The following is a 15,690-nucleotide window of genomic DNA, read 5'->3' as shown; positions in this document are numbered from 1 at the left end:
GAGTGATGGCCATGTCCCAGACACCCCGCCTTTCCCAGCTGCAGCAGCCCGACGCCTTCCTGCGTCGCCACCTCGGACCGGATGCCGCCGAACAGCAGGCCATGCTGGCGAGCCTCGGCCTGCCCAGCCGCGCCGCGCTGATCGAGCAGACGGTACCGCCGGCGATCCGCCTGAACCGCCCGCTGGACTTGCCCGCGGCGTTGGACGAGCAGGCCGCCCTCGCGAAACTCTGGGGCTATGCCGAGCAGAACCAGGTGTGGACCAGCCTGATCGGCATGGGCTACCACGGCACCATCACCCCCACGGTGATCCTGCGCAACGTGCTGGAAAATCCCGGCTGGTACACCGCCTACACGCCCTATCAGCCGGAGATCGCCCAGGGACGCCTGGAGGCGCTGCTGAACTTCCAGCAGCTGACCATCGACCTGACCGGCCTGGAGCTGGCCAGTGCCTCATTGCTCGACGAGGCCACCGCCGCCGCCGAAGCCATGGCCCTGGCCAAGCGCGTGGCCAAGAGCAAGAGCAACCTGTTCTTCATCGACGAGAACTGCCACCCGCAGACCATTTCCGTGGTGCAGACCCGCGCCGAGGCGTTCGGCTTCGACCTGGTGGTCGCGGCGGTGGACGAGCTGGCCGAGCACCAGGTATTCGGTGCGTTGCTGCAATACCCCGACACCCATGGCGAGATCCGTGACCTGCGGCCGCTGATCGAGCAGCTGCATGGCCAGCAGGCCCTGGCCTGCGTCGCCAGCGACCTGCTCAGCCTGCTGCTGCTCACCCCACCTGGCGAGCAGGGGGCCGACGTGGTGTTCGGCTCGGCGCAGCGCTTCGGCGTGCCCATGGGCTACGGCGGCCCCCATGCGGCCTTCTTCGCCACCCGCGACGCGTTCAAGCGGGCCCTGCCCGGACGGATCATCGGCGTGTCCAAGGACGCCCGTGACAATGTCGCGCTGCGCATGGCCCTGCAGACCCGCGAGCAGCACATCCGCCGCGAGAAGGCCAACTCCAATATCTGCACCGCCCAGGTGCTGCTGGCCAATATCGCCAGTTGCTACGCGGTCTACCACGGCCCCGAGGGCCTCAGGCGCATCGCCCAGCGCGTGCACCGGCTGACCGCGATCCTCGCCGCCGGCCTGGCGCAGAACGGCATCGCCCGCGACAACAAGCACTTCTTCGACACCCTGACCCTGGAGGTCGGCGGCAGCCAGGCGGCGATCATCGAGTCGGCCAAGGACGCGCGGATCAACCTGCGCATCCTCGGCCGCGGCAAGCTCGCCGTCAGCCTCGACGAAACCTGCGACGAGCAGACGGTGATGCGCCTGTTCGCCGTCTTCCTCGGTGCCGATCACGGTCTCAGCGTGGCCAAGCTCGATCAGGGCGAGATCGCCGACGGTATTCCCGCCGCTTTGGTGCGCGCCTCGGGCTACCTGAGCCACCCGGTGTTCAACGCCCACCACAGCGAAACCGAGATGCTGCGCTACCTCAAGCAGCTGGAGAACAAGGACCTGGCGCTGAACCAGGCGATGATTCCCCTCGGCTCCTGCACCATGAAGCTCAACGCCACCAGCGAGATGATCCCCATCACCTGGCCGCAGTTCGCCAACCTGCACCCCTTCGCGCCGAGGGAGCAGGCCCAGGGCTACAAGCTGATGATCGACGAGCTGGAGGCCTGGCTGTGCGCCATCACCGGCTTCGATGCGGTGAGCATGCAGCCCAACTCCGGGGCCCAGGGCGAGTATGCCGGGCTGCTGGCGATCCGCCGCTACCACGAGAGCCGTGGCGACAGCCAGCGCACCATCTGCCTGATTCCGGCTTCGGCCCACGGTACCAACCCGGCCTCGGCGCAGATGGCCAGCATGCGGGTGCAGATCGTCGAGTGTGATGCCGAGGGCAACGTCGACCTCGACGACCTCAAGCACAAGGCGGCCGAGGCCGGCGAGCAGCTGGCCTGCCTGATGGCCACCTACCCCTCGACCCATGGCGTCTACGAGGAAGGTATCCGCGAGATCTGCCAGGTGATCCACGCCCAGGGCGGCCAGGTGTACATGGACGGCGCCAACATGAACGCCCAGGTCGGCCTGACCCGCCCGGCCGATATCGGCGCCGACGTCTCCCACCTGAACCTGCACAAGACCTTCTGCATTCCCCACGGCGGCGGCGGCCCCGGCATGGGGCCGATCGGCGTGCGCGCGCACCTGGCGCCTTTCGTTGCCAACCATCCGGTTATCGAGCTGCAGGGGCCCAACCCGCAGAACGGTGCGGTCAGTGCGGCGCCCTGGGGCAGCGCCAGCATCCTGCCGATCAGCTGGATGTACATCGCCATGATGGGCCCGCAGCTGGCGGACGCCACCGAGCTGGCGATCCTCAGTGCCAACTACCTGGCCAGCCAGCTGGGCGGGGCCTTCCCGGTGCTCTACAGCGGTCGCAATGGTCGCGTGGCGCATGAGTGCATCCTCGACCTGCGGCCGCTCAAGGCGGAGACCGGGATCAGCGAGGAGGACGTGGCCAAGCGCCTGATCGACTACGGCTTTCACGCCCCGACCATGTCCTTCCCGGTGCCCGGCACGCTGATGATCGAGCCGACCGAAAGCGAGAACAAGCACGAGCTCGACCGTTTTATCGAGGCCATGCTGGGCATTCGCGCGGAGATCGCCAAGGTGCAGAGCGGCCAATGGCCGGCCGAGGACAATCCGCTGAAACACGCCCCGCATACCCTGGCCGACATCGTCGGGCCCTGGCAGCGCCCCTACAGCATCGAGGAGGCGGTGACCCCGACGGCCCACTGCCGGGCGCACAAGTACTGGCCGACGGTCAATCGGGTGGACAACGTCTACGGCGATCGCAACCTGTTCTGCGCCTGCGTGCCGCTGGACGCCTACCGGGAGTGAGCGGTCGTCGACGCACGAGGCCGCCCGTGGGCGGCCTCGTGCTTTTCCTAAAGTTGCTACGGGCTTAGCGCGGCTCGCTCGCGAGTATGGCGGCGGCCAGCTCCAGGTCACTGGCCTGCAGGTCCGGGTGCTCGCGGCGCAGTTGCTGCAACGCCGCCTCCAGGTAGGGGCCGCGAATCTGCCCGGCGCTGGCGATAAAGCTGCTGGCGTCGTCCTGAGCGGGGACGACGAGCTTCTTGTCCTTGAAGGTCAGGTAGGTCGAGGCGGTGGTCGCCCCGGACGAGAGGATGTCGCGCCAAGTCGTCTCGGCGAAGGCCGGCATGGCGGCCAGGGACAGAACCGCTAGGAGGGGCAGGCTGAAGCGACGCATGGCGGTGACTCCTCGGTGGGCTGATACTGCTCAGAGTCGTCGAGCGCCTGCGGGGTTCCGGTGAGGCGACCGAATGCACGGGCTGCGGGGCTTATGCTGCCGCTTCGACCTTGAGCAAGACGCCTTCCTGGCCCACCACCTTGACCCGACTGCCGGCCGGCAGGTCCGGACCGCTGACCAGCCACAGCGAGTCGCCGGCCTTGATCTTGCCGCGCCCGCCGCTGATCCCCTCATGCAGGACGAACTGCCGGCCCAGCAGTTCGCTGCCGCGATCGTTCAGGCCGGGTTGATCGGAGGGCTTGGCCGCAGTGCGTTGGCGTCGCCACCAGAGCACTGCGCTGAGCACCGAAAACAGGCCGAGCAACAGGAACTGCAGGGCCCAGGGCAGGGCGGGAAACAGGTAGGTCAGGATGCCGACCGCGGCGGCGGCCATGCCGATCCACAGCAGGTAGCCGCCGGCGCCGAACACCTCGAGAATCAGCAGCAGGGTGCCGACGGCCAGCCAGTCCCAGAACGACAGGTGCTGCAGGTAGTCCCACATGGCTTAGCCCTTCTGCTCGGCGAAGGTGGCCCGGACGATCTCGCCGATGCCGCCCACGGCGCCTATCACCTGGCTGGCCTCCAGGGGCATCAGGATCACCTTGCTGTTGTTGGCGCTGGCCAGCTGGCCAAGGGCATCGACGTACTTCTGTGCAACGAAGTAATTTATCGCCTGCACGTTGCCGCTGGCGATGGCGTCGGATACCACGCGGGTCGCCTCGGCTTCGGCGCCGGCCGCCCGTTCGCGAGCCTCGGCTTCCAGAAAGGCGGCCTGGCGCTCACCTTCGGCCTCGAGGATCTGCGCCTGTTTCTTGCCTTCGGCAGTGAGGATGGCGGCCTGGCGCAGGCCCTCGGCCTCGAGGATCTGCGCGCGCTTGATGCGCTCGGCCTTCATCTGCCCGGACATGGCCGCCATCAGGTCGGCCGGCGGGGTGATGTCCTTGATTTCGATGCGGGTGATCTTGATGCCCCAGGGCGCGGTGGCCTCGTCCACGGTCTTGAGCAGGCGCTCGTTGATCGCGTCGCGCTGGCTGAGCATGGCGTCCAGCTCCAGGGAGCCGAGCACGGTGCGGATATTGGTCATCACCAGGTTGCGGATCGCATGTTCGAGGTCGTTCACCTCGTAGGCGGCCTGGGCCGCGTTGATCACCTGGAAGAAGCACACCGCGTCGATCTGCACGGTGGCGTTGTCGGAGGTGATCACCTCCTGCGGCTCGATATCCAGCACGGTCTCCATCACGCTGAGCTTGCGGCCGATGCGGTCCATCACCGGGACGATGATGTTCAGGCCGGGTTTGAGCGTGTTGGTGTAGCGACCGAAGCGCTCCACCGTCCACTGGGAGCCCTGGGGTACCACCTTGAAGCCCATGAAGACCACGGCCACGGCGAGGCCGACGAAGAGAAAGATGACACTGCCGATTTCCATTAAGCGCTTGTTCCTTGTGCTGTACGAATCGGGGGCGATTGTATGCCTATAGCCGCTGCTTTGCCGGAGCGCCAGGCCGAGCTGTGATTCAGTGCCCAGGCTTTTCCAGCGCGGCGAGCAGCCGGGCATCGCGGGCATAGATGTCGTTGCGCAGAATCAGCGCGCCGTCCGGGTTCACATGCGCGGTCCAGTAGGCCATGACGATCGGCAGGCGTCGCCTGATGGGGTAGTTCTGGGTGCGCTTGCTGGCCAGGCGGCGATCGATCTCTGCGCAATCCTCGGCCGGCAGCAGTGACTGTAGCAGCTCCAGGATGCCTTCGATGCGCACGCAGCCGGAGCTGAAGGCCCGCGGCGACTTGGCGAACAGGTGCTGGCTGGGGGTGTCGTGCAGGTACACCGAGAAGGGATTGGGGAAACGGATGGCCAGCTGGCCCAGGGGGTTATCCGGCCCGGCGTCCTGGCGCAGGATGATTCTTCCCGGGTTTTCCCAGTCGATGCCGGCGGGGTCGAGCGGCTGGCCGTCATAGTCGAGCACGCGCAACTGCTCGCGCTCCAGATAGGTCGGATCGCGGAGGATTTCCGGCAGCTTGTCTTCGCGCAGGATGGTTGGCGGCACGGTCCAGGTGGGGTTGAGTGTCAGACGGCTGACCAGCGACTTGAGCTGTGGCGTTTGCCGGTCGGCTCGACCAACCACGGTGCGGCCCTGCCAGCGCAGCTGCTGGTCGCGGTAGTAGCTCAGCAGGCCGCCGGCGATGTCCACCAGCAGGGTTTCCCCCTCGATGTCGCCGGCCAGCCAGCGCCAGCGTTCCAGGTTCACCCGCAGCTGGCCGAGGCGGGCGCGGGCGGGGGTGTTCAGGGCTTCCAGGGTATCCGGGCCGACCAGTCCGTCGGCCTGCAGGCCGTGGCGCTTTTGAAAGCGCTGCACCGCAGCCAGCAGAGAGGGTTCGTACAAGCGGGCGTCGCCCTGCGGGCGCTCGCTCAGATCGCCACTGACGGCCAGGCGCGCGGCCAGCAACACCACCCGGTCGTCACGCACGCCCGGGCGCAGCAGGCGCCCGGGTGGAATGGGCGCCCATCGTTTCAGGGGCTGGCGCCGGCGTTCGGCGTAGGCACGGCGTAGCGCCTGGTATTGCGGCAGGCTGGGCCGCGCTGCGGCGAAGGCCGCCGCGGGGGCATCCAGGCCACGCCAGGCCAGGTTGAGCAGGCTCGGGCGGGAAGTTGGCGACGCGCTCTGCGGCGCGCGCCAGAACGGCTCGAACGACTCCTGCGGCAGGCGTCCCTGGGCCAGGTGCTGGAGCGCCTGCAGGTAGCTGCGGCTGATCAGCAGGTCGGCGCAGACCCGCCGCTGAACCGGTGCGCTGGCACCCTGGACGGGCCAGTCGAGCGGGTAGTCGCTGGGGTCGAGACCGTCGTCGAGCAGGTGCCCCAGCTCGTTCAGCAGTGCCGCTCGTCGGGCGGAATCCTGCCAGAGTGGGGTGAAGGCCTGACCAGCGTAGAGGGCGTGGAGCGGGGCGAGTGGCGCCAACTCGCTGGCGGCCAGGCCTGGGGCGCAGGCATCCGGGCGTTGTTCGAGGGTCTGGCGGAGGGTGTCGGTCAGTTCCGCGCCGGCGCCGTGGGCGCCGGCTGCAGCGAGCAGCAGACAGCCGGTGATTAGGCCATGTGCGGTTTTTTTGTACACTTGTCGACTCCAGCCCATGGTTCGCTAGCAAGCCTAGTCGAACAGGCTTTCACCAATTACGCAAACCATGGCCGTGGTTGATCGGAGCCCAGCACCCGGAGGGGGAGGGACCAGACGCAAGGCTGTGATGGGGGAACTGTGATTCAACTGCTTCGACGCCTGTGCCTGCAGGGGCTATTGTTCGGCCTGCTTTCTTCGCCACTGCAGGCCGCGACGCCTGACCTGGAGGACAGCCTGGCCCGGGTCGCCACGGGGCTTGATCGCCAGGTCCTGCGGCATGCCGTGGCGGCCATGCAGTGCGCGGTCAACCATGGCGCCGATCCGGCGCGTCGCCTGGCGGTGATCGACTATTCGCTGCCGTCCACGGCCAAGCGCCTGTGGATCTTCGATCTCGAGCGCAAGAAACTGGTGCTGCACGATCTGGTCGCCCACGGACGTCTGTCCGGGGAGAATCACGCCAGGCGCTTCTCCAATGTGCTCGACAGTTACCAGTCGAGCCTGGGCCTGTTCCGCACCGCCGAAAGCTACCGCGGCAAACATGGCTATTCATTGCGCATGGATGGCCTGGAGGCGGGGGTCAACGATCGCGCCCGCGAGCGCGCCATCGTCATCCACGGTGCCAGCTACGTCGATCCCCGGCTGGCCAGCACCCAGGGACGCATCGGCCGCAGCCTCGGCTGCCCGGCCGTGCGGCCCCAGGTGGCGCGCCTGGTGGTGGACCAGCTCAAGGGTGGCCAGTTCATGTTCGCCTGGTATCCGGATCAGCGCTGGCTGCAGAGTTCGGCCTACCTCAACTGCCGTCCCCAGCAACTGGCGGCGCTGCGCTGATACAGGCGTTCAGCAGTAGTCCGTCTGCGGGCCGCAAACGCGGTTGCGGCCGTCCTGCTTGGCCCGGTACAGGCGCTCATCCGCGCTGCTGATCAGCTCTTCCAGGCGCGTATGCTGTTCACGGCTGACCACGCCGAAGCTGGCGCTCAGGGTCAGCTGGCCAACGCGGCTCTCCAGGGTCAGGCTGGCAATGGCGTGGCGCAGCCGCTCGGCCAGCGCCACGGCCTCGTCCACGCGGGTGGCCGGCAGTAGCAGCAAGAATTCCTCGCCACCCCAGCGCGCCAGCAGGTCGCCGGCGCGGCACTGCTGGGTGAGCACGCGGGCGGTGGCGGTCAGGCAGTCGTCGCCCATGTCGTGGCCATGCTCGTCATTGATGCGCTTGAAGTGATCCAGGTCGAACATGATCAGGGTCAGAGGTTGCCCGTGGCGCCGTGTCGTGCTCCACAGTGCATTGCCCTGTTCGATAAAGGCGCGGCGGTTGAGCAGGCCGGTCAGCGGGTCGCTGTACGCCAGCGATTGTGCCCGGCGCAGGGCCCGTTGATGCTGGCGCATCTGGTAGGCCAGGGCCAGGGCCAGCAGGGAGGCTTCCAGGGCGATGCCGATATCCACGGCGCGGTAGGTCAGGGTGCTAAAGGGCACCAGGCCCCATACGCTGAGATCGGTGAGGGCGGTGCCGAGCATGCCGCACAGGGTCGCCGCGAGAAAATAGCGGGCGGCCACCTGCCCATGGCGCAGGCAGATGCAGCCCAGCAAGACCATCAGCAGCGTGTAGACCAGCACGCTGACGAAGGCCAGCCAGAGGGCCGGGGCGTGCCAGTCCAGGCCGATGCACAGCAGCATCAGCAGCACGCTCGTCGTCGCGCCGCGGCTGACCGCTCGTGCCAGGCGCGGCGCATGGGCATCCAGTTCGAGGAAATGTCGGGCGAAGTGCAAGCCGAGCCAGGCGGCCGCGCTCATCATGGCCGGGTTGGCATAGCGCTTGAGGAACAGGGAGTCCGGCCATAGCCAGGCCCCTGCGTGGCCGGTGTAGGACAGGTTGAGCAGGATGAAGGCGCCGAGGTAGAGCGAGTAGTTGAGGTTGTTGCGGTCCTTGAGGCCGGCCCAGAGCATCAGGTTGTAGGCCATCAGGGCCAGCAGAAAGCCGTAGAGCGCGCCGTAGCTGTACTGGACGGCCGCGCTAGCTTGTTGGACGTCGCTGTCGCTCAGCAGGCGCATGGGCAGGACCAGGGGGTCCGTGCTGCGGGCATGGACATAGAGCTCCGAGCGCCCCGGTGGCAACTCCAGCGCCAGCAGATAGCCCATGCCAGGGGTGGCTTGCAGCCCGCGCAGCTGATCGTCCCCGGCCTGCAGCTGTTGCAGCAGGCGCCCGTTGCTCAGCAGGTGAACATCCAGCTGGTCGACCCAGGCCTTGCCCAGCTGCAGGGTTCGCCGCAGTGGCCGATCGGACGGGTTGAACAACGGCAGATACAGCCAATGGGCGGCGGCGCCGATGCCCAGGCGTGGTACGTCGTGCTGCGAAGGCTGGAAGGCGCCGTTTTGCCGGGCGCGGATGGCCGCCGCGAGGCTGATGGGTTCAGGGGTGGGGAGCAGGCTCAGGTGCAGGCCGAGGGGCTGGCTCTGCTCGGCGACCTCGTACCAGGCCAGCGCCGGGGCCGGAAGGGCAATCAGCCAGGCCAGCCAGCAGAGCCAGGGCAGCCAGGCCGGGCGCGCCGTCATTCGCCACTCGCACGACGTAGGGATGAGGGCGGGTAGCTGCAAGCCTGCCGGTTCATCAGCGTTGTTCGCTCTGCGGTGTGACGCGCAGCACTTCCTCGATGGTGGTCTGGCCCGAGGCGACCTTCTGTGCACCGGACAGCCTCAGGCTGCGCATGCCTTCCTTGAAGGCCTGGCGGCGCAGGGCGACGAGGTCGGTGTCGGCGGTGATCAGCGGCTTGATCGAGTCGCCCAGCAGCATGATCTCGTAGACCCCGGCGCGGCCACGGTAGCCGGTGTCACGGCACTCCAGGCAGCCCACGGCCCTGTGCGCGCCGCTCGGCATGGGCGTCTTCCAGGGTTTGGTCAGGCTCAGCCAGTCGCTTTCCTCCAGGCCGTGCGGCGCCTTGCAATGCGGGCACAGGGTGCGCACCAGGCGCTGGGCCATGACGCCGAGCAGGGTAGCCTTGAGCAGGTAGTGCGGCACGCCCAGCTCCAGCAGGCGGGTGATGGCACTGGGGGCATCGTTGGTGTGCAGGGTGGAGAGCACCAGGTGGCCGGTGAGCGCTGCCTGAATCGCCATTTCGGCGGTTTCCAGGTCGCGGATCTCGCCGACCATGATGATGTCCGGGTCCTGGCGCATCAGCGCGCGCACGCCGCTGGCGAAGGTCAGGTCGATGTTGTGCTGCACCTGCATCTGGTTGAAGGCACCCTCGATCATCTCGATCGGGTCCTCGATGGTGCAGACGTTGACCTCGTCTGTGGCCAGTTGCTTGAGCGTGGTGTACAGCGTGGTGGTCTTGCCCGAGCCGGTCGGCCCGGTGACCAGGATGATGCCGTTGGGCTGGCTGGTCATGCTCTGCCAGCGCTTCAGGTCGTCGGCGGAAAAGCCCAGCTGGTCGAAGCCCTTGAGCAGCACCTCGGGGTCGAAGATACGCATCACCATCTTCTCGCCGAAGGCGGTGGGCAGGGTGGACAGGCGCAGCTCGACCTCGCCGCCTTCCGGGGTCTTGGTCTTGACCCGGCCGTCCTGGGGCTTGCGCTTCTCGGCGACGTTCATCCGCCCCAGGCTCTTCAGGCGGCTGACCACGGCCATGGTCACCTGGGGCGGGAACTGGTAGACGGTGTGCAGCACGCCGTCGATGCGAAAGCGCACGCTGCCCTGCTCGCGGCGCGGCTCGATGTGAATGTCACTGGCACGCTGCTGGAAGGCGTACTGGAACAGCCAGTCGACGATGTTGACGATATGCGCGTCGTTGGCATCCGGTTCCTGGTCCTGGGCGCCGAGGCTGAGCAACTGCTCGAAGTTGCCGACGCTGCTGACCTTCTGGTCCACCGCGGTGGCGCCGCTGACCGACTTGGCCAGGCGGTAGAACTCCACGGTAAAACGCTGGATATCCGCCGGGTTGGCCACCACCCGCTTGATCGGGCGCTTGAGCACATGGGTCAGGTTGGCTTCCCAGCTGTGCACCAGGGGTTGGGCGCTGGCGATGGTGACCTGCTCGCTGTCCACCGCCACGGCGAGGATCTTGTGGCGTTGGGCGAAGGCGTAGGACATCAGCGGGGTGACGGCGGCGACATCGATCTTCAGCGGGTCGATACGCAGGTAGGGCTGGCCGGCGAACTCCGCCAGCCAGACCGTGAGGCTTTCCAGGTCGTGCTTCTTGCCCGGGCGCTTGAGGTCGTCCACCTGCTGCGCGGCGAGGAACTCCAGGGGATGCTGCTGGTTCTTCACTGCGCTGCGGCGAATCGCCAGGCACTGTTCGGCGCTGTCCTGGTCGATCCGGCCCTGGTTGACCAGTTCACGCAGCAGGTCGTTGAGCTCCAGTGGGCGATCCTGGGTGGGCGAGGCTAACGAGGACATAGAACTCCCTGCAGTCGTGGCGTGCGGCGCGAAGCAGTCAGTGTGCCGTGCGGCGCGGCGCTTGTCTGCCGACTCCATCGAGCTTCAGCGCGCGGAGCGTGGTGCGCTCCGCGGGCAAGCTCGGTCACCTCACCAGCAGCTTCCAGGCCTTCAACGTTGCCACAGTATGGGCCTGGCTGCGACGTGCTTCCAATGTCTCCTCGCTGCGCGCCTGCCGGGCCAGGTCGCCCAGCTTGAGCAGCTCACCATAGAGGCGGTCGACTTCCGGGACATCCAGGAGCGCCCTGGCCAGGCGCAGCCAGGCCTGCAGCCGCTCGATGCGCGGCAGCTGCTCGCCGAGGTCTTCCGGTTGCTGCTGGTAGCGCTTGAGCTGCAGGGCGGCGCCTTCCTCGGCCAGCAGGGTCGGCAGCCAGTTGCCCAGGGGCGCGGCGCCCTGGCGGTTGCCGCGGTTGTTGCGTTCGGCGGTCCAGCTGCGGGTCAGCAGCCAGTGCGAGGCGTGCAGGGAGAACTGTCCCCAGCGGGTCTGGCCGAGTTCGGCGGCGAACTGGGCCGGCGCGTTCTGCCGCACGACCTCGTCATCGTGGCCGGCCTGCACGCGCGGACGCCAGTCCAGCAGCAGGGCGTCGAGGCTTTCACGCAATTCGCGGCTGCTGACCCGCGGCGCGGCCTGGCCGAGGCTGCCGAGCAGCGCGCGCAGGTCGATCAGCTGGTCCAGCCAGTCGACCAGCAGGCGCCAGTGGCCATTGAAGCGGTACTGTTCGGCCAGGCGCTGGGTGCTGCCCAGCAGGTGCCAGGCCAGGGCGGCGAAACCGTCGTCCAGGCTGGTTTCCGCGGCCAGTGGCGGGGCAGCCAGGCTAAGGGCATAGCTGCTGGAGTCGAACAGGCGATAGCCGCGCTCGGCCTTGCTGATGTCGCAGGGCATCAGGGGCAGATCGGCGGCCAGCTCGGCAGCCAGTTCCAGCAGCGCCGCAGGCTCACCCTGGCGCAGCTCCAGTTCCAGCTCGCAGATTTCCTCCTGCTGCTCGCCGGCGATGACCTGGCCGAGGTCCAGGGCGACCTCGATCACCACCTTGGCCTTGCCGCGGCCCCAGGCGATTTCGGCGCGCTGGCGCACGAAGTCGGTGCTGAAGATCGGCTTGAGCTGCTGCTTGTCCAGTTCGGCCAGGTTCGCCGGCCAGCAGCTGTCATCGAGCTGCGGCAGGTCCAGCGCGGCTTCGCTCAGGTACCAGTCCCATTCGTTGCGCTCGGAAAGTCCGGCGACGCTCTGACCGCGGGTCTTCAGGGTCTGGATGAACTGCTCGCCGTCGCGGCGCAGGCGCAGCGCGACCTTGGCCTGGGCCAGGTCCCGTTGCGGGGTGTCGTAGTACTGATTGAACAGCTCGCGCTGCTCCCAGCCGCTCTTGTTGCGCTTCTTCAGCAGCGGATGTTCGCGCAGGGCGGCCAGGGTTTCGCGGCTGACCCGCAATTTGATTTCGGTTTCTTTGACCATGGTGGGGAACTTAAGCGCCTACTATAAATTTGTGACGGTGCGATGACCTGCGATGGCGGGCACCGGGAGCGATCCGTATACTTGCCGCCTTTCGAAAAGACCAGGGTTCACCCTATGCCAGTCAATCCCTTTGTCAGCCTGTTCGGGCGTTCGCCCATCGGGCCGATGCAGCAGCACATTGCCAAGGCCCACGAGTGTGCGGCGAACCTTGTGCCCTTCTTCGAGGCCGTGATGGCCGAGGACTGGGCCAAAGTGGAGCAGGTGCAACAGGATATGGCGCGTCTGGAACACGAAGCCGACAAACTCAAGAAAAGCGTGCGTCTGCACCTGCCCAAGAGCCTGTTTCTGCCGGTGCCGCGCTCGGATCTGCTCGAGCTGCTGAGTGTACAGGACAAAGTCGCCAACCGCGCCAAGGACATCGCCGGGTTGATGCTGGGCCGCGAGATGATGATTCCTCAGGCCCTGCAGCCGATCATGCGCAGCTACGTGCAGCGCACCGTGGACGCCAGCGCCCAGGCGCTGAAGGCCATGAACGAGCTGGACGAGCTGCTGGAGACCGGATTCGCCGGCCGCGAGGCGGTGCTGGTGGAAACCCTGATCGAGGAACTCGGTGTCATCGAGCAGGACACCGACAGCCTGCAGATCGACGTGCGCCGCCAGCTGTTCAAACTGGAGAAGGAACTTCCTCCCGTCGATGTGATGTTTCTCTACCAGATCATCGACTGGATCGGCGATGTAGCCGACCGCGCCCAACGAGTGGGCAACCGACTGGAACAACTGCTGGCGCGCTAAGCGCCAGTGTCCTTTCTGGGATCAACGGAACTTAACTTATGTCTCTGATTGCGGACTACGGTCTCGTACTGCTGTTGCTCGCCTGCCTGTTCGGCTTCTTCATGGCCTGGGGCGTGGGCGCCAACGACGTCGCCAACGCCATGGGCACCTCGGTGGGCTCCCGCGCCCTGACCATCAAGCAGGCGATCCTCATCGCCATGGTCTTCGAGTTCTGCGGCGCCTACCTGGCCGGTGGCCAGGTTACCGAAACCATCAAGAGCGGCATCGTCGACGCCTCGATAATCAGCCCCGAGCTGATGGTGCTGGGCATGATGTCGGCGCTGCTGGCGGCCGGTACCTGGCTGCTGGTGGCCTCGACCCGCGGCTGGCCGGTCTCGACCACCCACTCGATCGTCGGTGCGGTGATCGGCTTCGCCGCCTTCGGCGTGTCCATGGATGCGGTGCACTGGAGCAAGGTCGGGCCGATCGTCGCCAGCTGGGTGGTTTCCCCGGTGCTGTCCGGGGTGGTGGCCTTCGGTGTGTTCGTCAGCGTGCAGAAGCTGATCATCGATACCGACCAGCCCTTCCTCAACGCCAAGCGCTACGTGCCGGTGTACATGTTCCTCACCGGCTTCATGGTGTCGATCATGACGGTGACCAAGGGTCTCAAGCACATTGGTCTGAACCTGTCCGGTAGCGAGGGCTTCTTCCTGTCGCTGGCGATCGGCGTGGCGGTGATGCTGCTCGGCATCGCTCTGCTCAGCCGCATCAAGATCGACCTGGAGGCGGACAAGGCCTTCCACTACGCCAGCGTGGAGAAAGTCTTCGCCGTGCTGATGATCTTCACCGCCTGCGCCATGGCCTTCGCCCACGGCTCCAACGACGTGGCCAACGCCGTCGGCCCGCTGGCGGCGATCGTCGGGGTGATCCAGTCCGGTGGCGAAGCGGTCGGCGCCAAGGCGGCGCTGCCGAGCTGGGTGCTGCTGCTCGGCGCCGTCGGTATCGTCATCGGCCTGGCCACCTACGGCTACAAGGTGATCGCCACCATCGGCAAGGAAATCACCGAGCTGACCCCGAGCCGCGGCTTCGCCGCCGAGCTGGCCACCGCCACCACCGTGGTCGGCGCCTCGGCCATCGGCTTGCCGGTGTCCACCACCCACACCCTGGTCGGTGCGGTGCTGGGCGTCGGCATCGCCCGCGGCATCGGCGCGCTGAACCTGGGCGTGATCGGCAAGATCTTCATGTCCTGGATCATCACCCTGCCGGTCGGCGCGGCGCTGTCGATCCTGTTCTTCCTGATCCTGCGCGCCGTCTTCGGCGGCGTCTGAGGGGAATCGGCGGTTTCATCTGTGCGGGCGATGGTCCTATGATGGATGCATCGCCCGTGGAGACCGTAGATGACCCTGCCTTCGTTCAAAGAGCAATTCGCCGCGCTGATCGCCGCGCCTTCGGTGAGTTGCACCCAGGCGCAGTGGGACCAGTCCAACCGCCCGGTGATCGAGCTGCTGTCCAGCTGGCTCGGCGACCTCGGCTTCGCCTGCGAGGTGCAGGAGATCGAGCCCGGCAAGTTCAACCTGCTGGCCAGCTATGGCAGCGGTGCGGGCGGCCTGGTGCTGGCCGGGCACAGCGACACCGTGCCGTTCGACGCCGAGCTGTGGCAGACCGACCCGCTCAAGCTGACCGAGGTCGACGGCCGCTGGCTCGGCCTCGGCAGTTGCGACATGAAGGGCTTCTTCGCCCTGGTCATCGAGGCCGTGCAGCCGTTGCTGAGTCAGCGCTTCCAGCAGCCATTGCTGATCCTCGCCACCTGCGACGAGGAGAGTTCGATGTCCGGCGCCCGTGCCCTGGCCGAGGCCGGCAGGCCGTTGGGCCGGGCGGCGGTGATCGGTGAGCCGACCGGCCTGCGGCCGATTCGCCTGCACAAGGGCATCATGATGGAGCGCATCGACATCCTCGGGCAGAGCGGCCACTCCTCCGACCCGAGCCTGGGCCACAGTGCGCTGGAGGCGATGCACGCGGTGATGGGCGAGCTCATGCAGCTGCGCCGCGACTGGCAGCAGCAGTACTGCAACCCGCAGTTCAGCGTGCCGCAGCCGACCCTCAATCTCGGCTGCATCCACGGCGGCGACAACCCCAACCGCATCTGCGGCCAATGTTCCCTGGAGTTCGACCTGCGCCCGCTGCCCGGCATGCAACCCGAGGCCCTGCGCGCGGCGATCCGCCAGAAGCTGCAGCCGCTGGCCGAGCAGCATCAGGTGAAGATCGATTTCGCCCCGCTGTTTCCCAGTGTGCCGCCCTTCGAGCAGGGTGCCGATGCCGAGCTGGTGCGCCTGGCCGAGCGGCTGACCGGCCATCCGGCAGCGGCGGTGGCGTTCGCCACCGAAGCGCCTTATCTTCAGCAGCTCGGCTGCCAGACCCTGGTGCTCGGGCCGGGAGACATCGACTGCGCCCACCAGCCCAACGAATACCTGGAGATGTCACGCATCGAGCCGAGCGTGCGTCTGCTGCGTGAACTGATCCAACACTACTGCCTGAGCCCGGCCGCTTGAGCCCGGCGGTGGCCTTTGCCAGCGCAAGGAGAGAACGCGTGATGCTGCCCCAACTGCGACGATAGAGCGGGTGCCGCTGGCTGCTTCACCAGGCGC

The 15,690-nt window shown here is 67.1% G+C and carries 12 protein-coding genes; 5 read left to right on the top strand and 7 right to left on the bottom strand.

The features are described from left to right. Positions 1-11 precede the first annotated feature (11 nt). Positions 12-2,888: an aminomethyl-transferring glycine dehydrogenase gene (gcvP, locus tag KDW96_RS10580; RefSeq protein ID WP_255840366.1), complete on the top strand. Its 2,877-nt coding sequence runs from the start codon at positions 12-14 to the stop codon at positions 2,886-2,888. Between the two features lie 64 nt (positions 2,889-2,952). Here gcvP and KDW96_RS10575 read toward each other — a convergent pair whose 3' ends face one another. The 4 genes from KDW96_RS10575 to KDW96_RS10560 all read right to left on the bottom strand — a co-directional run bounded on the left by KDW96_RS10575 (position 2,953) and on the right by KDW96_RS10560 (position 6,401). Further along, positions 2,953-3,258, bottom strand: coding sequence for a DUF2388 domain-containing protein (locus KDW96_RS10575; RefSeq protein ID WP_255840365.1), 306 nt, complete (start codon positions 3,256-3,258; stop codon positions 2,953-2,955). Positions 3,259-3,349: 91 nt separating this feature from the next. Then, the gene (locus KDW96_RS10570; RefSeq protein ID WP_255840364.1) at positions 3,350-3,799 is read right to left on the bottom strand and encodes an NfeD family protein; all 450 of its coding nucleotides are present in this window, start codon (positions 3,797-3,799) and stop codon (positions 3,350-3,352) included. Positions 3,800-3,802: 3 nt separating this feature from the next. Further along, positions 3,803-4,723, bottom strand: a complete 921-nt coding sequence (locus KDW96_RS10565) for an SPFH domain-containing protein (RefSeq protein WP_255840363.1) — start codon at positions 4,721-4,723, stop codon at positions 3,803-3,805. 88 nt (positions 4,724-4,811) lie between these two features. Continuing rightward, on the bottom strand, positions 4,812-6,401 hold the full coding sequence (locus tag KDW96_RS10560; RefSeq protein ID WP_255840362.1) for a L,D-transpeptidase family protein: 1,590 nt from the start codon (positions 6,399-6,401) through the stop codon (positions 4,812-4,814). A 138-nt stretch (positions 6,402-6,539) separates the two neighbouring features. Between KDW96_RS10560 and KDW96_RS10555 the strand changes: the two genes are divergently transcribed. Then, positions 6,540-7,229, top strand: a complete 690-nt coding sequence (locus tag KDW96_RS10555) for a murein L,D-transpeptidase catalytic domain family protein (RefSeq protein WP_255840361.1) — start codon at positions 6,540-6,542, stop codon at positions 7,227-7,229. A gap of 9 nt (positions 7,230-7,238) precedes the next feature. On the opposite strand, the gene KDW96_RS10550 is transcribed toward KDW96_RS10555, so the two are convergent. From KDW96_RS10550 to KDW96_RS10540, 3 genes are all read right to left on the bottom strand, one after another. After that, on the bottom strand, positions 7,239-8,945 hold the full coding sequence (locus tag KDW96_RS10550; protein ID WP_255840360.1) for a sensor domain-containing diguanylate cyclase: 1,707 nt from the start codon (positions 8,943-8,945) through the stop codon (positions 7,239-7,241). Between the two features lie 55 nt (positions 8,946-9,000). Continuing rightward, positions 9,001-10,785 carry a type IV pilus assembly ATPase TfpB gene (gene tfpB / locus KDW96_RS10545; RefSeq protein WP_255840359.1) on the bottom strand — a complete coding sequence of 595 codons (1,785 nt, stop codon included), beginning with the start codon at positions 10,783-10,785 and terminating at the stop codon, positions 9,001-9,003. A gap of 124 nt (positions 10,786-10,909) precedes the next feature. Then, on the bottom strand, positions 10,910-12,274 hold the full coding sequence (locus tag KDW96_RS10540; RefSeq protein ID WP_255840358.1) for a CYTH domain-containing protein: 1,365 nt from the start codon (positions 12,272-12,274) through the stop codon (positions 10,910-10,912). 114 nt (positions 12,275-12,388) lie between these two features. Between KDW96_RS10540 and KDW96_RS10535 the strand changes: the two genes are divergently transcribed. From KDW96_RS10535 to argE, 3 genes are all read left to right on the top strand, one after another. Further along, a complete protein-coding gene (locus KDW96_RS10535; protein ID WP_255840357.1) occupies positions 12,389-13,066 on the top strand; it encodes a TIGR00153 family protein in 678 nt (225 codons plus the stop codon). A gap of 38 nt (positions 13,067-13,104) precedes the next feature. After that, positions 13,105-14,373: an inorganic phosphate transporter gene (locus KDW96_RS10530; RefSeq protein WP_255840356.1), complete on the top strand. Its 1,269-nt coding sequence runs from the start codon at positions 13,105-13,107 to the stop codon at positions 14,371-14,373. Between the two features lie 69 nt (positions 14,374-14,442). Next, positions 14,443-15,594 carry an acetylornithine deacetylase gene (argE, locus tag KDW96_RS10525; protein WP_255840355.1) on the top strand — a complete coding sequence of 384 codons (1,152 nt, stop codon included), beginning with the start codon at positions 14,443-14,445 and terminating at the stop codon, positions 15,592-15,594. Positions 15,595-15,690: the final 96 nt, after the last annotated feature.

Source organism: Pseudomonas benzenivorans (assembly GCF_024397895.1).
GTDB lineage: Bacteria > Pseudomonadota > Gammaproteobacteria > Pseudomonadales > Pseudomonadaceae > Aquipseudomonas > Aquipseudomonas benzenivorans_A.
This window is presented reverse-complemented; position numbering and strand designations above follow the sequence as displayed.